Source organism: Cryobacterium shii, assembly GCF_004402595.1.
GTDB classification, from domain to species: domain Bacteria; phylum Actinomycetota; class Actinomycetes; order Actinomycetales; family Microbacteriaceae; genus Cryobacterium; species Cryobacterium shii.
Map to the genome: position 1 here is coordinate 1 of NZ_SOFY01000016.1, position 22,765 is coordinate 22,765.

General features: G+C 67.2%; 22 protein-coding genes and 1 tRNA gene. 5 read left to right on the forward strand and 18 right to left on the reverse strand.

All coding sequences use genetic code 11. The annotated features are described in order from the left end of the window. Positions 1-193: 193 nt before the first annotated feature. Both E3O49_RS04445 and E3O49_RS04450 read left to right on the forward strand, forming a co-directional pair. On the forward strand, positions 194-481 hold the full coding sequence (locus tag E3O49_RS04445; RefSeq protein ID WP_241978635.1) for a hypothetical protein: 288 nt from the start codon (positions 194-196) through the stop codon (positions 479-481). Between the two features lie 141 nt (positions 482-622). Beyond that, complete coding sequence (locus tag E3O49_RS04450) at positions 623-1,807, forward strand: DUF6544 family protein (protein ID WP_134451054.1); 1,185 nt, start codon at positions 623-625, stop codon at positions 1,805-1,807. Here the strand turns inward: E3O49_RS04450 and E3O49_RS04460 are convergent. Together E3O49_RS04460 and E3O49_RS04465 are read right to left on the reverse strand one after the other, a co-directional pair. Further along, positions 1,775-2,665, reverse strand: a complete 891-nt coding sequence (locus E3O49_RS04460; protein WP_160141015.1) for an ExeA family protein — start codon at positions 2,663-2,665, stop codon at positions 1,775-1,777. The two genes, E3O49_RS04450 and E3O49_RS04460, sit on opposite strands and share 33 nt — an antisense overlap. Beyond that, the gene (locus tag E3O49_RS04465) at positions 2,662-3,423 is read right to left on the reverse strand and encodes a Mu transposase C-terminal domain-containing protein (RefSeq protein WP_134365816.1); all 762 of its coding nucleotides are present in this window, start codon (positions 3,421-3,423) and stop codon (positions 2,662-2,664) included. Before E3O49_RS04465 ends, E3O49_RS04460 begins: the two co-directional genes overlap by 4 nt. Positions 3,424-3,510: 87 nt before the next feature. Between E3O49_RS04465 and E3O49_RS04470 the strand changes: the two genes are divergently transcribed. Both E3O49_RS04470 and E3O49_RS16470 read left to right on the forward strand, forming a co-directional pair. Then, positions 3,511-3,738: an antibiotic biosynthesis monooxygenase family protein gene (locus tag E3O49_RS04470; RefSeq protein ID WP_134365815.1), complete on the forward strand. Its 228-nt coding sequence runs from the start codon at positions 3,511-3,513 to the stop codon at positions 3,736-3,738. After that, entirely contained in the window at positions 3,728-3,877 is a 150-nt protein-coding gene (locus E3O49_RS16470) for a hypothetical protein (RefSeq protein WP_160141016.1), read from the forward strand. Before E3O49_RS04470 ends, E3O49_RS16470 begins: the two co-directional genes overlap by 11 nt. A gap of 69 nt (positions 3,878-3,946) precedes the next feature. On the opposite strand, the gene arcC is transcribed toward E3O49_RS16470, so the two are convergent. The 6 genes from arcC to E3O49_RS04495 form a co-directional block, all read right to left on the reverse strand. Further along, a complete protein-coding gene (gene arcC, locus E3O49_RS04475; protein WP_134365814.1) occupies positions 3,947-4,879 on the reverse strand; it encodes a carbamate kinase in 933 nt (310 codons plus the stop codon). Continuing rightward, positions 4,879-5,880: an ornithine carbamoyltransferase gene (gene argF / locus E3O49_RS04480; protein ID WP_104171449.1), complete on the reverse strand. Its 1,002-nt coding sequence runs from the start codon at positions 5,878-5,880 to the stop codon at positions 4,879-4,881. Before argF ends, arcC begins: the two co-directional genes overlap by 1 nt. Then, positions 5,877-7,106 (reverse strand): arginine deiminase, encoded by a 1,230-nt coding sequence (locus E3O49_RS04485; protein ID WP_134365813.1) that lies wholly within the window; start codon positions 7,104-7,106, stop codon positions 5,877-5,879. The genes argF and E3O49_RS04485 overlap by 4 nt, the downstream gene beginning before the upstream one ends. 33 nt (positions 7,107-7,139) lie before the next feature. Next, positions 7,140-8,558, reverse strand: a complete 1,419-nt coding sequence (locus tag E3O49_RS04490) for an APC family permease (RefSeq protein ID WP_134365812.1) — start codon at positions 8,556-8,558, stop codon at positions 7,140-7,142. Between the two features lie 251 nt (positions 8,559-8,809). Further along, complete coding sequence (locus tag E3O49_RS16475; protein ID WP_160141017.1) at positions 8,810-8,947, reverse strand: hypothetical protein; 138 nt, start codon at positions 8,945-8,947, stop codon at positions 8,810-8,812. A 45-nt stretch (positions 8,948-8,992) separates the two neighbouring features. After that, entirely contained in the window at positions 8,993-9,139 is a 147-nt protein-coding gene (locus E3O49_RS04495; protein WP_134365811.1) for a hypothetical protein, read from the reverse strand. A 138-nt stretch (positions 9,140-9,277) separates the two neighbouring features. Here E3O49_RS04495 and E3O49_RS04500 point away from each other — a divergent pair, with 138 nt between their 5' ends. Next, positions 9,278-9,709 carry an Lrp/AsnC family transcriptional regulator gene (locus tag E3O49_RS04500; RefSeq protein ID WP_134404351.1) on the forward strand — a complete coding sequence of 144 codons (432 nt, stop codon included), beginning with the start codon at positions 9,278-9,280 and terminating at the stop codon, positions 9,707-9,709. 145 nt (positions 9,710-9,854) lie between these two features. Here E3O49_RS04500 and E3O49_RS04505 read toward each other — a convergent pair whose 3' ends face one another. From E3O49_RS04505 to E3O49_RS04555, 10 genes are all read right to left on the reverse strand, one after another. Continuing rightward, positions 9,855-11,252: an IS1380 family transposase gene (locus tag E3O49_RS04505; RefSeq protein WP_134365809.1), complete on the reverse strand. Its 1,398-nt coding sequence runs from the start codon at positions 11,250-11,252 to the stop codon at positions 9,855-9,857. A gap of 198 nt (positions 11,253-11,450) precedes the next feature. Continuing rightward, positions 11,451-11,936 (reverse strand): hypothetical protein, encoded by a 486-nt coding sequence (locus E3O49_RS16745; protein ID WP_179954733.1) that lies wholly within the window; start codon positions 11,934-11,936, stop codon positions 11,451-11,453. 75 nt (positions 11,937-12,011) lie between these two features. Next, the gene (locus tag E3O49_RS04515; protein WP_478213382.1) at positions 12,012-14,414 is read right to left on the reverse strand and encodes a putative bifunctional diguanylate cyclase/phosphodiesterase; all 2,403 of its coding nucleotides are present in this window, start codon (positions 14,412-14,414) and stop codon (positions 12,012-12,014) included. 179 nt (positions 14,415-14,593) lie between these two features. After that, entirely contained in the window at positions 14,594-16,909 is a 2,316-nt protein-coding gene (locus E3O49_RS04520) for a putative bifunctional diguanylate cyclase/phosphodiesterase (RefSeq protein ID WP_241975887.1), read from the reverse strand. A gap of 127 nt (positions 16,910-17,036) precedes the next feature. After that, positions 17,037-18,020 (reverse strand): Gfo/Idh/MocA family protein, encoded by a 984-nt coding sequence (locus E3O49_RS04525; protein ID WP_134365430.1) that lies wholly within the window; start codon positions 18,018-18,020, stop codon positions 17,037-17,039. An 86-nt stretch (positions 18,021-18,106) separates the two neighbouring features. Beyond that, positions 18,107-18,850, reverse strand: coding sequence for a DUF998 domain-containing protein (locus tag E3O49_RS04530; protein WP_160141018.1), 744 nt, complete (start codon positions 18,848-18,850; stop codon positions 18,107-18,109). Positions 18,851-19,021: 171 nt separating this feature from the next. Then, positions 19,022-19,097: transfer RNA gene (locus E3O49_RS04540), tRNA-Thr, on the reverse strand. Positions 19,098-19,148: 51 nt separating this feature from the next. After that, the gene (locus E3O49_RS04545) at positions 19,149-19,787 is read right to left on the reverse strand and encodes a TetR/AcrR family transcriptional regulator (protein ID WP_134365432.1); all 639 of its coding nucleotides are present in this window, start codon (positions 19,785-19,787) and stop codon (positions 19,149-19,151) included. 90 nt (positions 19,788-19,877) lie between these two features. Continuing rightward, positions 19,878-21,488 carry an alpha/beta hydrolase gene (locus tag E3O49_RS04550; protein WP_134365433.1) on the reverse strand — a complete coding sequence of 537 codons (1,611 nt, stop codon included), beginning with the start codon at positions 21,486-21,488 and terminating at the stop codon, positions 19,878-19,880. Further along, positions 21,485-22,648: a DNA polymerase III subunit delta' gene (locus E3O49_RS04555; protein ID WP_134365434.1), complete on the reverse strand. Its 1,164-nt coding sequence runs from the start codon at positions 22,646-22,648 to the stop codon at positions 21,485-21,487. The genes E3O49_RS04550 and E3O49_RS04555 overlap by 4 nt, the downstream gene beginning before the upstream one ends. Positions 22,649-22,765 lie beyond the last annotated feature (117 nt).

A 22,765-nucleotide genomic window follows, 5' to 3' on the forward strand; every position in this document is an offset into this window, starting at 1 on the left:
CCGACAAGGAGGAACCCACAACCGAACTCGGCGCCCTCAGCGCCTAGAAATCCAAGAATCACGCGGAAAACCCGTTACACCACACATTTGGACTTGACCCAAGCCTTGCCCGGGTGCGGACCGACTACTAACGTTCTGCACAGTGGGCGATGGTGATTCCTAGCCCCCGTCGAGAGGAGGCGTTATTCCAACCGTGATCGCCCACCATGATGTGAAGGACAAGGATCATTGGTTTGCCTCACCGAAGCGCGAAGAGGTCTTCGGCCCCCTCGGCGTCACTAACATTCGAACGTTTGTCGATCCTCAGAATCCGGCGCAAGTCGCGGTGCTGAGGGACGTCGCCGACTTGGATGTCCTCACGCCCGCGATGCCATCCGAGGCAATGGCCGAAGCGACGGCCTACGACGGCGTGCTGGGCGAGGCCTTGATGATTCTCGTCGAGGCGAAGCACGGGTGCGCGAGAACTGCTTCTCGGGCGTGAAGGACCTCGCCTCGGGTCGCGATGAATGAACGATATCGGCAACTCACCCCACCCCCACGAAAACGAAGGCACACCCATGTCAGGCACCCGAACAAACCGCGTCGAAAACCCTTTCCCCCGCCAGATTCGGGACGCGACCCGATGAGAACCTTCATGCGGTGGATCGTCGTTGTCGTGCTCGTCGGGCACGGTCTCATCCATCTGCTCGGCGCAGCCAAAGGGTTCGGCTGGGCGGAGGTGAAAGCTCTCACCGAGCCGATCGAACCGGCGCTCGGCCTGGTCTGGTTGACCGCCGCGATCGCAGTCATAGCGACCGGTGTGCTGCTCGCAGCCCGCAATCGCATGTGGTGGGTCGCCGGCACCGCGGGCGTCCTGATCTCGCAGACCGCAATCCTGACCTCATGGAGCGACGCCAAAACAGGCACGCTGGCAAACCTCCTGCTGTTGGCCACTCTGGGATACACCTTCGTGTCCCACGGCCCCACGAGTTACCGTGCCGAGTACCGGCGTCGCGTTCAGGCCGCGCTCAGCGAAGCCCAACCGCGCTCCGGCGTGGCCCTGACCGAAGCCGACCTGGCCCACCTGCCAGAGCTGGTCGCCGAGCACGTGCGGCGCTCCGGCGCCGTCGGTCAACCCCGGGTGTCTTCCCTGCGCGCCAAAATTCACGGCCGGATACGTGCCAGCGCCACGTCGCGATGGATGACTTACACCGGCGAGCAGGTCAACACCTACGGGCCCGCGCCCAGCCGGTTGTTCTGGATGGACGCCACGATGTTCGGCCTGCCGGTCGACGTCCTCCACGTCCTCGTCGGGCGCACCGCCACCATGCGCGTCAAGCTGTGCTCGATGCTGCCGATGGCAAATGCTGCAGGGCCGGAGATGGACCGGGCCGAAACCGTGACACTGTTCAACGACCTCTGCATCCTCGCACCCGCGGCGCTCATTGACGCCCCCATCGTCTGGCAGCCCCTCGACGACAACCATGTCCGCGGGGTATTCACCAACGGTGCGCAGACCGTGACCGCCGACCTGACCTTCCGCGACGGCGACCTCGTCGACTTCATCTCCGACGACCGGATGAGCACCACCCCGGACGGCTCCACCTTCACCCCTCAACCCTGGTCGACACCCGTGAGCGACTACCGAGCTTTCGGCACCCGGCGACTCGCCACCCGCGGCGAGGGCCGTTGGCACCCCACTGCCCCGCACGACCAGTTCGTGTACCTCGAATACAACCTCGACACCATCACCTACAACCCCGACGCCACAGCGGCTAATACGCTGGGCCAAGTTTTACGGGTGCGGAGGCCGAGGCTCCCAAAATGACGGCCACGGTTCCACGCGTATTCTAGAATTCCTGGTTTGGCCGACGAATCCACTGCGTGCGCGACTGACCTTGACCCCGGAGAGTGGACACGGGTTAAGCGGCGAGTTGGATAGAACTCGGTTTTCAAGGTCACGAAGAAGCTCTCGGCCATGGCGTTGTCCCAGCAGATTCCGGTGTATCCCATCGACCGGGTGATGCCATGTGCGGCGGCGAACTCGGTGATCTGCGCCGACGCGTATTGGGCGGATGTAATCGGTGGTGTCCGCGGCGTTCATCCCGGTGATTGTGTAGCGGGTGGAGATGCGTTGATCCAGCGCCGAGAGCACCGCGAGCTTGAGCCGGCGCCGCAGGGTGGGCTGGCCGATGAGGAGCATCGCGAAGTGTGACCCGGTGTCCATGTCGCTGTTGGTGAGCATGCGGAGCGCTTCGAGGTCGGTGTTGGTGAGCAGGTGGGCTTCATCGATCACGACCACGGGCAGGCGGGCGCGTTCGTCGAGTTCGCCGGCGAGGAGTTCGGCGGTTTGGGAGGCGAGGACGCCGGAGAAGAACGCGGGGGTGCCGCCGAGCGCGGTGACGATGCGGGTGTGGATGCCGCGCATCGTGATCGTCGGGTCGGGAATGTAGATGACCTGGTGCCGGGACGGCTCGAGGCCGGCGAGGGCAGCACGGACGGCGACGGTTTTGCCGGCGCCGACTTCGCCGCTGATCAAGCCGAGCTGGCGTTGACTGACGCACCAATCAATCCGCGCGATCGCTTCCCGATGCGACGGGTACGGGTTCAAGGCCTGCGGCGGGATATCGCGGGCGAAGGGCATGCGGGTGAAACCGTAGTGCGATTGCAGGGTGTCAATACTCATCGGGCGGCCTCCTGAATGGTCGGCACGAAGACGACCGCGGCCCGTTTCGAGGCGGACGCTCTGACGAAGCTGATCGGTTCCCCGGCCATGGTGCCCTTGTGCCGGGTCTCGACCAGGCGCAGGTAGTCGATGCCGGACGCGGCGTTCTTCGCGCCGGTCTCGGCGGTGTCGGCTGCGGCAGACGCGGCCTTCTTCTGGACGTGGCGGCGGATTTCGCTCAGCACGGCGATGCCGGCCGGGACGCCGCTGCCAGCCGAGACGGTGATCAGCCCGGCGAGGTCGAAGGGGTCATAGATCAGCTCGACGCGTTTGCCGACGAGGAGTTGATCGACTTGATAGGTGTTGGACTGCAACGACACGGTCGCGGACTTCGTCACCGTGCGGATCGCTGACCACTGGAACGCTTCCGCGATATCATCCCGCGATTTCCGCACCGGTTTGCGGCCCACCCAGCTGGCATCCCAGCGTTGCCACGGTGTTTGCCCGGTCGTGGAGTGCACGGCCTGGTGGTAAACCATCTCCACCCACGACGTGAACGACGCATTCAATTCATCCAACGACGTCACCATGCTGCCCACCCCCGCATCGACCTCGCCCGTTTTGGTGTCGACGGTGGTGATCTCGGTGAGGAACTGCGAGTTCACGGTATTGAAGAACCGCTCGATCTTCCCGCGACCCTGAGGTTGGTAAGGTGCTGAGTGTGTCAGCCGGATTCCGAGCTTCGCGCAGGTCCGTGACAAAGACGCAGAAACACGCAAAGCCTCAACTGAACGGTATTGAGGCTAAGCGGGACCCACTGACCTCCCGCCGATTTGGCTCCGGAGCAGGTCTGAGAGGCCGAGGGCATGATCCTTGAGCATGCATTTTTTTCGGTGCTGGCCGGTCCCAAGGTCGAGTTCGAGGCCGCGTTCAATCAAGCGCGTCCTCTGATTGGCGGCCAGCCCGGGTTTCGTTCCTTATCCTTGTCAAGATCAATGGGATCGCCGAACTTATATGATCTTCTTGCGGATTGGGATTCCGTGAAAGCTCAGACGCGAGGATTTCAGCGTCGAGCCACGCACGTTGCTGGTTGAGAAAATCGGCGAACTGATTCGCGTTTTGACTCCAATCGCCAACTTTATTGTCGAGGCCGTTCCTCCTGTCATGACCTGGTTGCGGGAGAAGGCCGCGCTGCCCAACCTGCCGTATACGCGCACCTGCCCGGACCGTTGAGTCGGCCCGGGCAGGTTTCTGTCGTCCCCGTCAGCCGCCGTGGACCGGCGTCGTGGGACCGCGGCGGGGTCAGCGGTAGGCCACGCCGTTGGCTGTCACGGAGACCCGGGTACCCGCGGTTCCGTCCAGGAGCGCGGGCAATTCTGTCAGGGATCCGATGAAGGCGTCGCGACCGGTGTTGCGGGCGAAGTCGATCGCAGCCTCAACCTTGGGTCCCATCGAGCCCGCCGGGAAGTCGAAGTTCGCGAGCGTGTCCGGGTGGACGAGCATGATGGCGCGCTGTTCTGGCGTCCCCCAGCCGGTGTAGACGGCGTCCGCGTCGGTGGCGATCACTAGGGAGTCGGCCTTGAGGTCCCGGGCCAGCACCGCGCTGGCCCGGTCCTTGTCGATCACGGCGTCGACGCCGATGAGTTTGCGGGAGCCGGGCTGGTACATGGTGGGTATGCCACCGCCGCCGGCGCAGATCACCACCGTGTCGGCCTCCACCAGCGTTTTGATCGTGCTCAGCTCGAAGATCCGCTGCGGCATGGGCGAGGGCACCACCCGACGCCAGTGGTCGCCGTCGGGTTTGACGACCCACCCCCGCAGCACCGCCAGGCGACGCGCCTCGTCGGCGTCGTACACCGGCCCGACAAACTTCGTCGGGTCCGTGAACGCCGGGTCCGCCGGGTCCACCTCGGTCATTGTCAGGATCGTCGCGATCGACTTTTCGAACGGGAGTCGGTTGCCGAGTTCTTGTTCGATCATGTACCCGATCATTCCCTCGGTCTGGGCGCCCAAGACGTCGAAAGGGTACTCGGACGTGTGGTCGTAGGCGGCCGCCTGGAGCGCGAGCAGCCCGACCTGCGGCCCGTTGCCGTGGGAGATCACCAGCTGATGCTCCTGGGCGATTGGCGCCAGCGCGGCGCACGCCTTGGCGACGTTGGCACGCTGGTTTTGCACCGTCATCGGGGCGCCGCGCTCCTGGAGCGCGTTGCCGCCGAGAGCGACCACGATGCGCATCAGGAACCCAGGGTGGCGACCATGATCGCCTTGATCGAGTGCATCCGGTTCTCGGCCTGAGCGAACACGATGGAGCTGGACGACTCGAACACCTCGTCCGTGACCTCGAGCTCGCCGAGGCCGGTCTGCTTGAACAGCTGTTCCCCGACGGCCGTGTTCCGGTCGTGGAACGCCGGCAGGCAGTGCATGAACTTGACGTCGGGGTTGCTGGTCTTAGCCAAGACGTCCGCGGTGACCTGGTAGGGAAGCAGGGCGGCGATGCGTTCGTCCCAAGTTTCCTTGGGCTCGCCCATGGAGACCCAGATGTCGGTGTAGATGAAGTCGACCCCGGCCACGCCCTCGGCGACGTCCTCAGTGTGGGTCAGCCGCGCGCCCGTGCTCTCGGCGATCGTCTGGGCGGCCGCGATCACATCGTCGGTGTTCCACAGCTGGCGGGGGGCCACGATGCGCACGTCCATGCCCATCAGCGCCCCTGCCACCAGCAGCGAGTTCGCGACGTTGTTGTGCGCGTCTCCGAGGTACGCGAAGGCGATCTCGTGGTCGTTCTTGGTGGAGTGCTCGCGCATCGTGAGCATGTCGCACAGCGCCTGGGTGGGATGCCACTCGTCCGTCAACCCGTTCCACACCGGCACACCCGACGATGCGGCCAGCGTCTCGACGTTGGTCTGCGCCGAGCCGCGATACTCGATGGCGTCGAACATCCCGCCCAGCACCCGCGCGGTGTCCTTAACGGACTCCTTGTGCCCCATCTGTGACCCGCTCGGATCGAGGTAGGTCACGTGGGCGCCCTGGTCGTGCGCGGCGACCTCCATGGCGCAGCGGGTCCGGGTGGAGGTCTTCTCGAAGATGAGGGCGATGTTCTTCCCGGTTAGCCGCGGCAGCTCAGTGCCGGCGTATTTGGCTGCCTTGAGGTCCGCGGCCAGCCCGAGGAGGAACTTCCATTCCTTCGGGGTGAAGTCGACTTCCTTAAGGAAACTCCGGTTGTGCAGGTTAAAGCTCACAGGATCACCGCATCTCTTTCGATTGGACAGGACAGACATCGCGGACCGCCGCGGCCGCGGCCGAGCTCGGATCCCACGACGGGTACGACTTCGATGCCCTCGTCGGCGAGGTATCGATTGGCGGTCGTGTTCCGCTCATAACCCAGCACGACGCCGGGGGAAACGGCGAGGAAGTTGTTCCCATCGTTCCACTGCTCTCGCTGCGCACCCGCGCGATCGATTGGGGTGCGCAGGACCCGGACCTTGTCGACGCCGAGGGCCTCGGCCACGAGAGGAAACAGGTCCGTGTGCTCCGTAATGTCGTAGTCGCCGCCGGACCCCACCGGGGTGAGCATGAACGCGCGCAGCGTCTCGGGCAGGTACGGATAAACGGAGAACGCGTCGCTGTCGACCATTGTCATGGCGGTGTCCAAGTGCATGAACGCCCGCTCCTTCGGCAGCTCGACGACGATCACCTGGCGGACATGGCCGCCTTGGAAGAGCAGTCGGGCCAGTGTCTCGACCCCCTGGGGCGAGGTCCGCTCGCCCATCCCGATCATCAGCACCCCATTACCGATCACGAGCACGTCGCCGCCCTCGACGGTAGCGGGCTCGTGGGGCAGGGAATCGTCGCCGTAGACGATCTCCAGCCCGGCGTCGCGGAACATCGGGTGGAACTTGTAGATCAGGCGGGAGTTGATGGTCTCGCGTTTGCGGGCCTGCTTGGCCATCGGGTTGATGCTCAGGGCGCCGTAGATCCAGGCCGAGTTATCGCGCTGGAACAGGTGGTTCGGCAGAGGCCGCAGCAGGAAGTCGTCGATGCCGAGGGACTCCATCAGAAGGCTGGGCGTGTGCAGCATCGGCATGACGTCACTCTTGAGCACGCCCCCGATCAGGAGCTCGGAAAGCACCTCCGACGACGTTTGGTCGACGATCCGCTCCAGCGGCTTGTCCAGCGCGGGCCCGAACCGGATGGCCGTGGTCAGACACTTCTGCAGGAACTCCCGGGCACCCGGCGCGTCCAGCGCCGCGGCGAGCAGTTCGCGGAAGTAGTGCACCGTCACGTTGCGCTCTCTGAGCTGGCCGACGAACGCGTCGTGCTCCTCCCTAGCCCGATCGGCCCACATGACGTCGTCGAAGAGCAGGTCGTCGACGTTGTCCGGGGTCAGCCGGCTGAGCTCGAGACCCGGGCGGTGGACGATCACCTGGCGCAGCACTCCTACTTCGGATTCAACACGAAATGGCATGGCTATTCCTTACTATATTGATGGTGTAAATGCTCAGCGGTACTCGGGCACGGGGGCCGGCTTAGTCATCCGGTGCCGCTGCGCAAGGTAGACCGGGATCCCGACGACGAACGCGCCGCCGGCCATCAGGAACGGGCCCCAGACGACGTACCACAAGTCGCTGGTGTTCCTGGAGTAGTAGATGAAGGCGACCGAGAAGATCAGCGCCACGACCGCCACCGACACATCGAACGCGAACCTCGACGTGTGGACTGGGTGGCTGTCCCGCCAACGCCACTTGATCTGGGCCAAGGCGGAGAATGCGTAGGGCACGGCCGCCGTGATCCCGGTCATCAGGACCAGGGTGGTAAACACCGTTGAGCCGCTGGTTCCCAGATAGCTGATCACCACGGCGACCGAAGCCAGCGCGGTGGACGCGATGATCCCGAAGGCCGGAACCCGGCGCCGCGACAGGCTCCCGAACCGCGCCGGGAACAGCCCGTCCTTCGCGGCAGCCAACGGCATCTCCGCGCAGATCATTGTCCAGCCGTTCAGCGCGCCGATACCGGAGACGATGACGGCCAACGCCACCAAGTCCCCGGCCCAGGAACCGCCGCCGACGATCGAGTTGGCCGCGACGGAGTAGGACGCCTTGTTCACGTCCATAGCCAACTGCGAGGCGGGCACGATGCCGAACACGGCAACCATCGACAGCAGGTAGACGATGGCGCTAGCGAGCGTGCCGTAGATGGTCGCCTTCGGGACATTCCGTTCGGGATCGCGGACCTTCGCCGCGGCAACGGCCGCGGTCTCGACGCCCAAATAGCTGAACAGTGCGATCGCCATCGCTCCACCGATCGCCGACAGGCTGCTGTCACCGCTGAGGTTCCACGGCGTGAAGTTCCCCGCCTTGATGAAGAACAACCCGACGGTCGACATGATGGCCAGCGGAATGAACTTCAACACCGTCGTCCAGACTTGGACCGAACCCATCGCGTGCACGCCAGTCAGGTTGATCACGGCCGGGATCCACAACCCGACGAGGGCAATCAGGATGGACCAGCCGACCGCGCCGTCCTTGTTTAGGAAGTGCTCGACGTAGTACACCCAGCCGACGACGATCGCCGCGTTGCCCGCCCATGCCGTGATCCAGTAGGACCAGGCGTTAACGAACCCGGCCGCGTTGCCGAACCCTGAGCGTGCATAGGCATACGGTCCGCCGGCAGCCGGCAGGCGTCGCGACATCACCGCGAACATCAGCGCAAGCGCGACCGCCCCGACGGTGGCGAGGCCCATGGCGACCAGGCTGATCGGGCCATACGCCGATAATGCGTAGGGCAGCGAGAAGATGCCGACACCGATGATACTGCCCATAATCAGTGCAGTCGACTGAGGCAGGGACAGGGCGCGCTCGGTTGTGCGCCCCTCGGGCTCGGTCGGGACAGACCCGACCTCGGACCTTGGTTGGACCATGATGACCTCCGGCGTTGATACGGATATGTGACATCCGATCGTCAGGTCGAAAGATTTCCGGGCTTAGCAGCCGAGGGAACTAAGTGACGAGTTCACGGATGTTCTTGAAATGGATGTTCTTGAAATCTGCCGTGCATTTCGGTGGAGCGTGTCAGAAACCGACGCAGGGCAATGCCTGATCAGATTTTAAAAACGCAGTGGTTGAACTTAACATTGACGGCACGCCGATCACCGCCCCAAAGAGCCAGCGCTTACGGCCGAGCAGAAATCGAGACAATAGCGTCAGCGACCAGACCGAAAAGGTTCTTGGGATCGAAGGGACCGGCGATCGGATCGAGTTCGACGAAGAATGAGGCACCGGCGACTGAATCGCGCAGGTAGCGCAGCACCGAAAAGTCCTCGATGACAAAATCGACCGAGTCGAAGATGGCGATCTAGTCGTAGTGAGTGCGCCCCGCCGCCTGGGTCTCATCAGTAGTGGAGGTCGTGATGATGTCGGCGCCCGCCACCGCGTCCCGCACGCTCGTTACCACGACGATGTCGAAGCCGAACGGCCGGGCGGTGATGTTCTTTACGTTCATAAAACGCACCACGACAACCTTCTTTTTGTTTTCTGTAATTAGCCTATGACCAGGCAATGTGAACGCGTAACGAGCAGAACGAGCAGATATGTTCCATTAATCTTTCAAGATGGTTCCCCTGGCTGTACAGTGTGAATCATGCATACGCTCGATGACCTCGATCGCCGCCTAATCGGCGCGCTGCGGGCGGACGGGCGAACCCCCGTCACCACGCTTGCCCATGACCTCGGAGTCACGAGGGCAACGGTGAACATCCGGCTGCAGCGGCTTCTGGACTCGGGCACCGTCATCGGATTCTCCGTCCGGGTTCGCGAAGAGCGGGATCCCGACTCAATCCGGGCGATCGCGCTCATCGAGGTCGAGGGGCGTTCAACAGATCGGGCGATCAGCCAACTTCGCGGCTTTCCCGAAGTCCGGGCGCTACACACCACGAACGGCGGCTGGGACCTGGTGGCCGAGATCCGGACCGACACGCTGAGCAACTTCGACCGGCTACTCGGCCAGATTCGCTCCGTCGAGGGCGTCGTTAACAGCGAGACGAGTCTGCTGCTCAGTTCGACGCTGTCCTAAGCCTCATTCCACCGACCGGCTGAGGTTGGGAGTCGTTTTCTGATTTGAGTTGCGGCGGCGTGCTGGGGCGTGGTTGTGCGCTGAGCCTCGCTGCTCGCGTTGTTCCACTTGGTTTCCAGGGTGTGCCCGGGTCGGGGCGGGCGGGTCAGGTCGGGGTTGGGCTCGGTGGTGCGAAGGCGTGGTCGAAGAGGTGGGCCCAGCCGGTTTCCCAGGGCCAGTTCTCGGGCAGGTGCAGTGTGATGCGCCGGGCTGACGAGGCGGTCCTCGCGGGGATGTTGATCAGTTTCCGGCGGATGGTCGCGGTCGTGGCCCGGGCCAGACCGGTGCCGGCGGTCACCGCGGCGGCGCGGGTGAGGTTGAAAGCGATGACGGCCAGGGCCAGCCAGGCCGCGTTGGCTGCGAACACACCGGAGGGCAGGTGGGCCAGGGCGCTGTTCTTCAGGTCGGAATTCACGAGGTCGATGGCCGCATGGGCGCGGTGGGTTTTATCCGCGGTGACCGTGTCCAGGGTGCTGGTGGTGAAGAACGCGTGGAAGCGGTGCAGGTCGAAGAGTGTGGTCTGGCCGGCGAGTTTCTGCTTGTTCAGCTCCGGGATCCGGCGCACGACGAGGCGACCGAGGATGTGGTCCGCTTTCTTCCGTGAGGTGAACGCGGTGTAGGGGATCTCGGCGACCTCGGCGTCAGAGATCCAGGTTCGGGTGTCCTCGTCGAAGATCGCATGGGTGTACTTGATCGGCGTCCACCCGGTTGCCGGGATGGCCGCGATGCGCTTCCTGACGGCGGAATCGAGGCGGGCAGTGACAGAGACGTCCGCGCCGCCAGCCATAGCGGCGTGGATGGCCACGAAAGTGTAGAACGCGGAATCGGCGCGGAACAGGACCCGGGCGGTTCCTATCCCGGGCAGGCGGCTGAGGGTGGCGAGGGCGTCGCGGATCAGCCGGGTCGCGCCGTGCGGGGACGAGGCGGCGCCCCGGCGCAGGCGTTGGGCGAGGATGATCGGGGTGCCGGTGGCCGTCTTCACAGTGGCGAGGATCGCGTTGAGCCCGCGGACGCCGGAGTAGCCGAAGCTGGCGCCTTGTTTCTGGTGCCCGTGGACCTCGATGATGGTGTCGTCCACGTCCAGGAACACATAGTCGCCATCGGGTTCCGGGCTGATCAGAGGGCTCAGAGCGGCGAGACTGATCAGGAACCGGGACGCGATCGCGTCCAGCTGACGCACATGGCCAAAGGTGAACGCGCGCAGGAACGACCCGAGCGTTGACGGGGCATAAAGCTGGGCGAAGAGTTTCCGCATCCCGCCGTGACGGAGCACGGTCATGTCATCAATGGCATCCGCACCGGCGAGCATCCCGGCAACCAGCGAGACGACCTTCAGGCCGGCGTTCGCACCCTTGTCGGTGGCTACGCTCAACCACCTGTCGGCCAGGCTAAGCAGGCCTGCTTTCTCGGCCAGTTTCATCGCGGGCACCAAACCCGCCGACGAAACGAGGTTGGAACCATCGAATGACGCGGACACGGCGGCGGCGGTGTGCGAAACTTGCATCTACGAGATGCCCTTCTGACTCAGCGAATTGTGACTGTGGTAAGTAACAATTTTCCCTGATAAGACGGGCATTCTCTGTTTAACGCGCCGCTAAATCCCAATCCCGTAAGCGATGGCAACCAACGTCGTTTTTCCGAGAAGGGAGCACCTGCAGGGCACGACCCGACCGCAGACGGTCTTGAAGATCCCCTGACCCAGCTAACACGGAATCTTGGTGTACGGGCGTCCCTTATCGTCGATTGACGTGCCGTTAGGTCCATAGGCCCGACACCCCGTGTACTTATCGACGCTCCCCGAGGACGGCGGGGGGCTTACCGGAACGGGGACAGAGGCAGCTCGCTCCTCTGCCGCAGCGCGCGCATCGTCCGCCGCTTGTGCGTCAGCCGCAGCCTGCGCATCCGCTGCAGCTTGTGCTGCTGCGGCGGCCTGGGCGTCAGCCGCGGCCTGGGCGTCAGCCGCGGCCTGGGCGTCAGCCGCGGCCTGGGCAGCGGCAGCGGCAGCATCGTCAGCCGCTTTCTTGACGACCGCAGCTTCGCGGGCCAACGCGGCCGTCTCGACAGAAGTTAGTTTCTTCTTGAGCGAGACGGCGCTCTTGTTAAAGCTCCGGAGGGACTTTGAGTGATTCAGTTCTGGAGTCTTGAGCAGGATGGCTATGGAAATGGGTGGTTCGTCGAGATCGATCAACCGCTACGTCGCCCGCGAAATATACCGCGTCCTGCAAAACCCACGGCCCGGCCTGCTAACCAACGACCTGGCCTGCTAACCAACGACCTGCGTCCACGGCGCCTCGCATTGCACCTCACCCAGACCGCAGTAGCACTCGAGCTGAGCGCCTGGCCCAAAGCCATCTCGCGGATTGAACGCGGCGCCACCCAAGATCGAGTCCTTTCTGAGCGCTACCGCACATGGCTCAGTGAACAACCGAAAGTCAGCGCTTGACAACAATAGGAGCNTATCGGAGCGGGAATCGGCGACGCTCAGCTCGCGGGCGGCGAGCCACTCGTCCAACCGGGCGGCCGGCAGGGGCCGCGACATGTGGAAGCCCTGCGCCTCATCGCAGCCGTAGCCGCGGAGCATCTCGTAGGCGAGCGCATCCTCGACTCCCTCCGCGACCAGGCTCAGGCCGAGGCTGTGTCCCAGGTGGATGATGGACGCCACCAGCGCCGCGGCCCGGTCGTCGCCGGCCATCCGCATGATGAAGGACTTGTCGAGCTTGAGTTCGTCGATCGGCAGGTCCCTGAGGTAGGCGAGGGAGCTGTACCCGGTGCCGAAATCGTCCACGGCGATACGGATGCCGCTGGCCTGCAGCCGTTCCAGCACATCCCTGGCCCGGTCCCGGTCGGCCATCAGGAAGTCCTCGGTGATCTCGAGCATCAGGTCCGAGTGCGAGAGTCCCCGCAGCGAGAGCATGGCGTCGATCCGTTCGGGAAAATCCGCCTCGATCAGGGAACTGGGCGACATGTTGACGGCGACGGTCAGCGGCGTGCCCTGCGCCCGCCAGGCGCCGGCCTGGTCCAGCGCCGTGCAGAGCACGATTCGAGTCAGCTCGCGCATCAGCCCGGCTTCCTCGGCCAGGGTCAGGAACGCGTCGGGGGCCAGGAGCCCCCGACTAGGGTGCTGCCACCGCACGAGGGCCTCCACGCCGAGCACCTCGCCGGAGCCCAGCGCGATCTTGGGCTGGTAGTGCAGCACCAGCTGGTCATGGGTCAACGCCAGGCGCAGCTCCTCCAGCAGCCGAAGCCGGGCGTCGCCGTGACTGTCGTCGGCTCCGTTGAAGACGTGGTGTCCGCTGCGCGCGGACTTGGCCTTGTACATGGCCATGTCGGCCTTGCGTAGCAGCGCCTTGAGGTCATCGCCCTGGTCGGGGAACAGGGCGATGCCGATGCTGACCTTGGTCTCCAGCGCGATGCCCTCGAGCGTGAACGGCTCGGCCAGCACCTGGTCCAGCTGCCGGGCCACGGCCACGGCGCTCTCCTGGTCGGCTCCGTCGAGCAGCACCGCGAACTCGTCCCCGCCCAGCCGAGCGAGCAGGTCGCCGGCCCGCAGCCGCCGACTCAGCCGAGACCCCACCTGCACCAGCAGCAGGTCGCCGACGTCGTGCCCGAGGCTGTCGTTGACCTCCTTGAACCGGTCCAGGTCGAGCAGCAGCAGCGCGCACGGCCGGCTGGTGCCCGGCGCGAGGCGGACGAGGGCTTCGGCTCGGAGGGCCCGCCGGTTCGGCAGCCCGGTCAGGTCGTCCGTGCTGGCCTGGCGCCGCAGGTCGGCCATCCGTCCGATCTGGCGGGACGCCAGCTGGGTGCGGACCGCACCGAGCACCAGGGTCACCGCGGCAAGGATCACGGCCGGCGGCGAGATGGGCACCTGGGTGCCGAGGACGAGGACCCCCATACCCGCCACCGTGGCCAGCCCGGGAACCAGGAGCGTCCACGCGCCGGTCAGCGGGCGACTGGGCCGGGAGCCGGGACGCGCGAGGTCGCCCGCCCAGACCGCGATCAGCGCCATCCCGAGCGCCCAGCCCGCATCCGTGGGCGTGCCGACCCGATAGGTGTCACCGGCCACCTCGAACGCGTAGGACACGTCGGTCGCCGTGAAGGCGAGCAGCCCGAGTACGAAGAGGGACCAGCGGCCGCCGACGTCGAGCCCTCGTACCGCCGCGATGCCGGTGATCACCGAGATGAGCAGCAGGTCGAGCAGCGGGTACCCGGCCGCGATCGCGGAGGCCAGGGACATCGGCCCGGTCACGGCGGACTCGATGATCGGGTTGAGCCCCACGGCGAGAACGGATGCCGCGCCGAGCGATCCGATGGCGCCGTCGACCAGGACCGACCGCGGCAGTTCCCCGCGCTGGCGGTGCGCCAGCACGGCCAGCCCGGCCAGGATCAGTGGGTAGAACAGCAGGTAACCGATGTCCGCCAACGACGGGAACGGCAGCGCATCCGAGCCGAGCGCCACGAAGTAGCTGTAGCCGACCGCGAAAGCGGTGACGCCCGCCGCAACCAGCGCCAGCTGCAGCCGACCGGTGTCGGCGCGGAGCACGGCCGCCCAGCACACCAGCGCGGGCAGCCACTGCGTCGAAGTGCCCAGCCAGCCATTGACCAGGGGGCTGAACCCGGAGCCCTGCAGGAGCAGACCGGCCAAGTAGGCGGCCAGGAGCAGCCACATGAAGCGGATCAGCCAGGAAGCCGGCCGGGGCCGATGGCCGTCGGGCCGGTCGGAGCCGGGAGCGTTCACGTGTATCGCTCCCCCCGCTTGCCGTTGTCTTCACGCTAGCGGAGGCCGCCGGAGGGCCAGAGCCACGGGCGTCGTGCGGCACACCCCAGAACGGGGGTGGGCGGCTGGGATCAGCCCGCGGGTTCGGCGGCGGGGCTGAGTGTCCGCCGCCGGGCCGGGGCGCCCACTGCGGCGTCCGCTTCGCGGTCGGTGAGCCATCGATCGAGCTGGTCCGGGGGAACCGGCCTCGACATGAAGTACCCCTGGCCCTCGTCACAGCCGTAGCCGGCCAGGACCGCGAAGGCCTCCCCGTCTTCGATCCCCTCCGCCACCATCGTCAGGCCCAGGCTGTGGGCCAGGACCACGGTCGAGGAGACCAGGGCCGAGGCGCGGGCATCCGTCGTCATCGGGGTCACGAACGACCGGTCCAGCTTGAGCTGGTCGATGGGCAGGTCGCGCAGATAGGCGAGGGAGCTGTAACCGGTGCCGAAATCATCGACGGCGATCCGGATGCCCTGGCTCCGCACCCGGGTCAGGATGTCGTGGGCTCGGCCTCGGTCCGACATCAGGAAATCCTCGGTGACCTCCACCTGCAGCGCCGAAGCCGGCAGGCCGCGCGTTCGGAGCATCTCCCCGATCCGTTCGGGCAGGCTCTCGTCGACCAGCGAGCTGGCCGAGAAGTTGACGGCCACGGACAGGGGCTTTCCGCTCCGGTGCCAGCGTGCCGCCTGGTTCAGCGCCTCGGCCAGCACCACCTGGGTCAGGTCGTGCATGAGGCCGGATTCCTCGACCACGGCCAGGAAGGCATCCGGATAGAGCAGCCCGCGGGTGGGGTGCTGCCACCGCACGAGCGCCTCGACCCCCCGCACGGCACCGCTCTGCAGGTCGATCTTCGGTTGGTAGTGCAACACGAACTCGTCGTCGACCAGCGCGCTGCGCAGCTCCTCCAGGGTGCGCAGCCGCTTGTCCCCGTGACTGTCGTCGATGGGGCGGTAGACGTGGTGTCCCGTGCGGGAGGACTTGGCCTTGTACATCGCCATGTCCGCCTTGCGCAGCAGCACCGTGAGGTCGGCACCCTGCTGCGGGAACAGGGCGATGCCGACGCTGGCGGTGGTCGTCAGGGCGATCCCGGCCAGGGTGAACGGTACCGCGAGCGCGTCCCGCAGGGTGACGGCGACCACCTCCGCCTCGGCCTCGCCCGCCCCGTCGAGCAGGATCGCGAATTCGTCGCCGCCGAGCCGGGCCAGCAGGTCTCCGGCGCCCGCCAGTTGCGCCAGCCGCGCGCTGACCTGTAGGAGGAGCCGGTCCCCGGCGTCGTGGCCGAGACTGTCGTTGACCTCCTTGAACCGGTCCAGGTCCAGCAGGAGCAGGGCGCGGCGGCCCCCGTCCTCCAAGAGCCCGGGGACATCCGCGTAGAGTGCCCGCCGGTTCAGCAGGCCGGTCAGTTCGTCGGTGCGGGTCTGCGCGAGCAGGTTCACCGTGCGCCGCAGCTCGCCGAACGCGACAATGGTGCGAATCGACGCTCCGACGAGGGCCAGGCTGGCCAGCACCACCGCGGTGACGGGCACCCGCACCTGGCTGGCCAGCACCAGCACCGCGATGCCGCACACAGTGGCCATCGAGGGCACCACCATCGCCCACGCACCGCGAACCGGAGGGGCCGCCTCCGCCCGGGACGCCGTCGACCCGCGCAGCCAGACTGCCACGAGCAGGAGGCCGACGGTCCAGCCCAGGTCCAGCGGGGTGCCGATCACGTAGCCGGGGCCGGTGGCCCGGAAGGCGAACAGGCAGTCGGCGACCGTGAAGATCAGCAGGCCGAGGATCAGCTGGTTCCAGTTGCGGCCGACGCTCAGGCCGTGCGCCGCGGCGATGCCCGTGACCACGGCCACCATGGTCAGGTCCCAGGACGGGTAGGCCACCGCCAGCAGCGCCTCCGGCGACGGCGCGCCGCTCCCGGCGGCCAGGATCGGGCCGACGACGACCGACAGCACGGCGGCCGCGCCGAAGACCCCGACGGCGCTGTCGAGCGTCACCAGCCAGGAGAGAGTGCGCAGCTGCCGGTAGACCAGCACGAAGAGCGCCGCCAGGATCAGGGGGTTGAACACCAGATGGCCCACGTCTGCCCCCGACGGGAACGGATGCGGAGCGGCGGCATCCGTTGTCAGCAGGTAGGTGGCGTGACCGGCGGCGAAGGCGGTCACGGCCGTGGCCACCAGCGGCTCGAGGACGCGCCCGGAACCGGCCCGTCGCACCTCCACCCAGCAGAGCACGACCGCCGCCCACTGGGCGAGCACGTTCAACCAGCCGCTGACCGCGCTCGGCGGGCCGAAGCCGGTGAGCAGAGACGCGACGGCCGCGCCGGCCACCAGCGTCCACGCCAGCCAGAGCAGGAGGGTGGCAGGGCCGCGGGGGCGGATCGGCGCCGTCAGCGCGCGCACTCCAAGCATCCCCACTCGATCGCCTCCCCCTCGTGTTGGTCAGAATATCGGCGGGCACCACCCGACGGAGGGGGCGGCGGCCGGTTGCCCCGCGCTGCGGGCACCCCAGTTAGGGGCACGCCGGCTCGGGGTTTCGCTATTCGCCCGGGTACCGCAGCCCGATCTGCGCGCGCACCAGGTCGAGCGTCTCCATGATCGCCACCGCCTCTTCGACCGGCATGATGTCGCTCGAGATCTTGCCGGCCCGGATCAGCTGCTCGGCCTCGGCCGCCTGGTAGTGCATGCCGCGCCCGGTGATCTCGGCGGTGAAGGTCTCGACGACCTCGTTGGCGCTGTTGAGCACCCGGAAGTCCGTGGGCGCGTACCAGGTTCGGTCGATGTCGATGCGGCCTCGCGTGCCGAGGATGGTGGCCGTGTTCGGGCCGGCCGTGTCGCTGGCCGACAGGGTCTGGGCGATCTGCCCGCCCGCGTAGCGGAAGATCGTGGCCACCTGCGCGTCGGCGCCGGTCGCCTTGAAGGTCGCGCTCGCGAGCACGGTCTCGGGGCGTCCGAACAGTTCGGAGGCGAACGTGATCGGGTAGATGCCGAGGTCGAGGAGCGCCCCGCCGCCCAGGTGCAGGGCGTTCAGCCGGTGCGCCGGGTCGTCCGGCAGGTCCTGGGTGTGGTCGGCGATCAGGGAGCGAACGTTGCCGAGGGTTCCCTCGGCGAGGATCTCACGGATCCTCACCATGTGCGGCAGGAAACGGGTCCACATGCCCTCCAGCACCAGCAGCCCCAGCCGCGCACCGAGGTCGGCGATCTCGCGCGCCTCGGCCCCGTTCAGGGTGATCGGCTTCTCGATCAGCACGTGCTTGCCGGCGTTCAGGGCGAGCCTGGCGTTCTCGGCGTGGAACGGGTGCGGGGTCGAGATGTAGATAATGTCGACATCCGGGTCGGCGGCCAGAGCCTCGTAGCTCGGGTGGGCCGTGGGGATGCCGAACTCCGCCGCGAAGGCGTCGGCCGAGGCCTGCGAGCGAGATCCGACCGCCTGCACCGTGAAGCCGTTCAGGACGAGGTCGTTCGTGAAGGAGTGGGCGATCCCGCCCGTGGCCAGGATTCCCCAGCGGATTGAGTCGGTCATGGAACGAGCCTAGCGAGTGCGCGGCGCGAGCGGGCCTGCCGGGCTGCTGGTCAGGCGCGCGGGTCAGGCCTGGGCTGGCCGGCGGGTCAGGCCTGGGCTGGCCGGCGGGTCAGGCCTGGGCTGGCCGGCCGGCCGGGGCGACGGATGGCGGCGCTCACCAGATAGGTCCAGCCGAGGATGCCGGCCAGGCACAGCCGTTCCGCGAGGCCCAGCAGCTCCGGGACGAACGCGGTGGTCACCCCCAGCGCCAGCAGCCCGGCGGCGGCCAGGGCGGCGAGGCTCACGGCCGCCGGGACGGCCCGGTGCACGTCGCTGCCGCGCATCCAGACCGTCAGCACGGTGACCGCGGCCAGGGCAGCCAGGAACCCCGACCCGGCCACACCCAGGTGCGCGAGGCCGGTGGGAGTGTGGGTGCGCACAACCAGGTCGCCGGGTGCGGGGACATCCGTGGGCAGGGCGGCGAGGATCGCGGAGCACGCTCCCCCCATGAGCAACAGCAGCAGACCGGTGCGCCGCGTGCGGGAGGCGGGACCGACCGAGCCGATGGCGAGGACCGCGGCCCCGGTCGTGACCGCTCGGCCGAGGAAGTTGAGGTTCATCAGCCAGCCGTACGGGCCGACCGCGAGATTGCTCTCGGCGTCGCGGATCGGGCTGTAGTGCGGCGGTAGCAGCTGCAGCACGACGTCCACCAGGACATAGGCCGCCACGCCGAGCATGGCCGCCAGGGCGAACCGCCGGCCGGCCGCCGCGGACCGCATCCCCGGCGTCGAAACCGCATCCTCCCCCGCTGTGCCCGCACCCGCCCCTGCACCCGCCCGCGAGACCACCACAGCGTGCCCCTAACGAATTCGACGGAGATTTTGCCCACATCGGGCTCAAAACCCTGAAAACAACAGTTTTACAGCAGAATCTCCGTCGAATTCGTTCAACGGCGGGCCGGGGTTGTGGCCGGGCGACGACCAACGCGGAGGGTCCGGGTGACCGAGGGCGGAGAGTTTACGTGGAGCCGCCTATCAGAATCGAACTGATGACCTTCTCATTACGAGTGAGACGCTCTACCGACTGAGCTAAGGCGGCGTGACGCACGATTTCCCCTTGCGGAGACGCTCGGTGACACAGCAACCAAGCTTAGCTGGTCTGGCGGGTCATCTCGCACAGCTGCGCGAAGGATGCCGTCACATGCTCGGCCAACGGCCGCGCCGGTTCCTCCTCGGCCCAGCAGCGCCAGGCGTGGCGGAGCGCCGCCACCGTGACCAGCGTGAAGAGGAGGGCCTTCTGCTGCAGCTCGGCCGACTCGGCACCGAGCTCGGGGTGGTCGGTGACGAAGCGCCGGCCGATGATCTCCTGCAGCCGGCCCTCGAAGGTGCGCAGGGTGGCCATCCGCATGCCGAACAGGTAAGGGTTCTCCTTCATCACCGTGCGGCGCAGTTGGTGGATCTCGCGGTCGCCCTCCGTGCTGCGCAGGCTGTCGGAGAGCAATACGGCCAGCTGGGCCAGGATGTCCTCGCTCGGCCCAGCGTGCACGAAGGCCTCGATCTCCGGCTCCGACGCCAGGTCGAGTTCGTCGCCGACCAGCGCGGCATCCTTGGACGCGAAGTAGTTGAAGAACGTGCGCGGCGAGATGTCGGCGACCCGGCTGATGTCCTCGACGGTCACCTTCTCCAGGCCCCGGTCACAGGACAGGGTCAGGACCGCCCGCTGGATGGCACGCCTGGTCGCCAGCCGCTTCCGCTCGCGCAGGCCGGGTTCATCGTTATGCACCGACATGGCTCAATTCTTACACGGTGCGCAAATCTGCAGCCGGATGCCCGGCCCGTCCGACCGGGCCGGGTCCGGCTGGGCCTGGCCTGGCCTGGGTCAGCACATCGGGTCGCTCGCGGGCACCGCGCCCTTCAGCAGGTAGTCGTCGACGGCCGTGTTCACGCAGGCGTTCGACTTGTTGTAGGCGGTGTGCCCCTCACCCGTGTAGGTGACGAGGGCGCCGCTGTCGAGCTGGTCGGCGAGGCTCTGGGCCCAGACGTACGGGGTTGCCGGGTCGTTCGTGGTGCCGACGACCAGGATCGGGGCGGCCCCTTCGGCCTTGATCTGGCTGCGTTCCCCGGTGAACTTGTACGGCCAGTTCGCGCAGCCGATATCGCCGAAGGTCATGTACTTGCCGATCGTCGGCGCGGCGGCCTCGATCTCGGCGGCCTGGGCGCGCATCAGCGCAGGGTCCGCGTTGTAGCTGTAGTCGACGCAGTTGATGGCCATGAAGGCCTCGGTGGAATTGTCGAGGTATTTGCCGTCGGCGGAGCGGCCGTTGTAGCCGTCCGCGAATTGGAAGGCCACGTCGGCGTCCCCGTTCAGCACGCTGGTGAACATCTCGCTCAGGTTGGGCCACGCCGTGGCCTGGTAGAGCGGGTAGATGATCGCCGTGAGCAGCGTGTTCGCGCCGAGCTGGCGGCCATCCGTGGCTGTGATCGGACTCACGTCGACCGAGGCGAGCAGCGCCCCGATGGTGGCCATGGCGTCGTCGACGGAGCCGTCGAAGGGACAGTTCTCCCCCGCCAGGCAGTCGGCCAGGTAGGACCGCAGCGCGTTTTCGAAGCCGGTGGCCTGCACCCGGGTGACGTCGGCGTTGGTGGTGGAGGGGTCCAGCGCGCCGTCGAGGGCGAGCCTGCCCACCTTGCCGGGATACAGTTCGGCGTAGGTCGCGCCGAGGAAGGTGCCGTAGGAGTAGCCGAGGAAGTTGAGTTTCTTGTCTCCGAGGACGGCGCGCAGCAGGTCGAGGTCGTGCGCTGCGCTGACGCTGTCGACGTGGCCGAGCAGGGCGCCGGTGTTCTTCTGGCAGGCGTCGCCGAAGTCGGCGGCCGCCACCGTGAGCTCCTGGATCCAGGCGTCCGAGCCGCGGGCCGCGACGGGGAGTCCGTAGAGGTACTCGTCCATCTGGGCGGGCTCGTAGCAGGTGACGCTCGAGGAGCGGCCGACGCCGCGGGGGTCGAACCCGACGACGTCGAAACCGGCCTGCAGCTTCGCATCCGTCGCGTAGTCGAGGGACTCTTTCACGAAGTCGTACCCGGATCCGCCGGGGCCGCCGGGGTTGACGAGCAGGGAGCCGACCCGGGTGCCCGTGGCCGGATGCCGCACCAGCGCCAGGTCCACCTTCTCGGTGCCGGGGTCGGTCCAGTCGAGCGGCGCCGAGGCCGTGGTGCACTGCAGGCCGTCGCCGCAGTCCTTCCACTTCAGCACCTGGCTGTAGAACGGTTTGAGGGCGGCGCTGACCTTCTCACCCGTCGGGGCGGACGTCGTCGGCGCCTGCTGCGGCAGGAACAACGGCACGCAGCCGGTCAGGCCGAGCGCGAACACCAGCGCAGCCACCGTGGTGCGGGCCAGCACCGTCTTTCCAGCCAGCACCGGGGCGGTGCGCAAACGGGTTCGTCTGGTCAACGGGTTCCTCTTCCGTGGTGCCTGGTGCGTGGGCGATGTCATCGGCGGATCGCCGAGACAAGCATTGCCTCGAGGGCAAGGGCCGGCGCCACATTCGATTCGATTCTCTGCCGGGCCTGGGCGATCGCATCCAGTGTCGCCAGCGTCGCGGGGGGCGCGCAGGCGGCGCTCGCGGCCCGCACCTCAGAGAGCAGCTCGCGGTTGATCACGCTGGCCTCGCGACCCAGCTGCACCATGATCACGTCGCGGTAGAGCGAGGTCAGGTCCACCAGGATGCGGTCGATCCCGTCGCGGAGGCTGCGGGTGGCCCGCCGCTTCTGGTCGTCTTCGAGGGCCTTGATCTGGCTGCGCAGCCCGGGCGGCACGGACTGGCCGGGCTCCACGCCCAGCGATCGCAGCACGCCCTCGCGTTCGGCGGCGTCACGCTCGAGGGTGATCGCCTTCGCGTCGTCGCCGGCGATGGCCAGCAGCCGGGCAGCGCCGTTCACGGCCGCGGACACGCCACGGATGCCGAGGGCCGCCCTAAGGGTCTCCTCACGCCGGGCGCGCGCCTCGGGGTTCGTCGCCAGGCGCCGCGCCATGCCGATGTGGCTCTGTGCCTCGCGCGCGGCCCGCTCGGCGGTGGCCGGATCGACGCCGTCGCGGGCGACGAGCAGGCCGGCGACGTCGTCGATGCTCGGCACGCGCAGCCGCACCGAGCGCACGCGGGACCGGATGGTGGGCAGCAGGTCGGCTTCGCTCGGGGCGCAGAGGATCCACACGGTGCGCTCCGGCGGCTCTTCGAGCGCCTTGAGCAGCACGTTCGAGGTGCGTTCGACCATGCGGTCGGCGTCTTCGACCACGATCACCCGGTACCGGCCCACCGAGGGCGAATACTGCGAGCGCTTCACGGCTTCCTTGACCGATTCCATCTTGATGATGACGCCCTCGGTCGACAGGACGATCAGGTCGGGATGCGTGCGCGCGTCGACGAGGCGCCGCGTGGTCTCCTGGCCGTCTTCCGTGCCCGGGCTCAGCAGCGCGGTAGCGAACGCGAAGGCGAGATTCGAGCGGCCGGATCCGGGCGGGCCGGTGATCAGCCAGGCGTGCGTCATGGCCGACGGCGCCGCCGAGCGCGCCTCATCGCCGGCCGGCCCTTCGGCCGCCGCGCGGAAGATGGCGATCGCATCCGCCTGACCCGTCAGATCGTCCCAGACTCGCATCGAACCAGAGTACCTTCCGCCGGTGACAGAGGGCTTGGAACTCGTGCTGAGGCGTGGTCAGCCGAGCGAGCGCCCAGCGAAGCGCCCAGCGAAGCGCCGTGTCCGGTGCCGAACCAA

Excerpts from the sequence above, each read along its gene's own strand:
- E3O49_RS04460 (WP_160141015.1), bottom strand. The coding sequence starts at position 2,665 with ATGAGTATTGACACCCTGCAATCGCACTACGGTTTCACCCGCATGCCC.
- E3O49_RS04500 (WP_134404351.1), top strand. The coding sequence starts at position 9,278 with ATGCATACGCTCGATGACCTCGATCGCCGCCTAATCGGCGCGCTGCGG.
- E3O49_RS04450 (WP_134451054.1), top strand. The coding sequence starts at position 623 with ATGAGAACCTTCATGCGGTGGATCGTCGTTGTCGTGCTCGTCGGGCAC.
- E3O49_RS04505 (WP_134365809.1), bottom strand. The coding sequence starts at position 11,252 with ATGCAAGTTTCGCACACCGCCGCCGCCGTGTCCGCGTCATTCGATGGT.
- E3O49_RS04550 (WP_134365433.1), bottom strand. The coding sequence starts at position 21,488 with ATGACATCGCCCACGCACCAGGCACCACGGAAGAGGAACCCGTTGACC.
- E3O49_RS04520 (WP_241975887.1), bottom strand. The coding sequence starts at position 16,909 with ATGCTTGGAGTGCGCGCGCTGACGGCGCCGATCCGCCCCCGCGGCCCT.
- E3O49_RS04555 (WP_134365434.1), bottom strand. The coding sequence starts at position 22,648 with ATGCGAGTCTGGGACGATCTGACGGGTCAGGCGGATGCGATCGCCATC.
- E3O49_RS04490 (WP_134365812.1), bottom strand. The coding sequence starts at position 8,558 with ATGGTCCAACCAAGGTCCGAGGTCGGGTCTGTCCCGACCGAGCCCGAG.
- E3O49_RS04545 (WP_134365432.1), bottom strand. The coding sequence starts at position 19,787 with ATGTCGGTGCATAACGATGAACCCGGCCTGCGCGAGCGGAAGCGGCTG.
- E3O49_RS04525 (WP_134365430.1), bottom strand. The coding sequence starts at position 18,020 with ATGACCGACTCAATCCGCTGGGGAATCCTGGCCACGGGCGGGATCGCC.
- arcC (WP_134365814.1), bottom strand. The coding sequence starts at position 4,879 with ATGCGCATCGTGGTCGCTCTCGGCGGCAACGCGCTCCAGGAGCGCGGC.
- E3O49_RS04495 (WP_134365811.1), bottom strand. The coding sequence starts at position 9,139 with ATGAACGTAAAGAACATCACCGCCCGGCCGTTCGGCTTCGACATCGTC.
- E3O49_RS04485 (WP_134365813.1), bottom strand. The coding sequence starts at position 7,106 with ATGCCATTTCGTGTTGAATCCGAAGTAGGAGTGCTGCGCCAGGTGATC.
- E3O49_RS04470 (WP_134365815.1), top strand. The coding sequence starts at position 3,511 with ATGATCCTTGAGCATGCATTTTTTTCGGTGCTGGCCGGTCCCAAGGTC.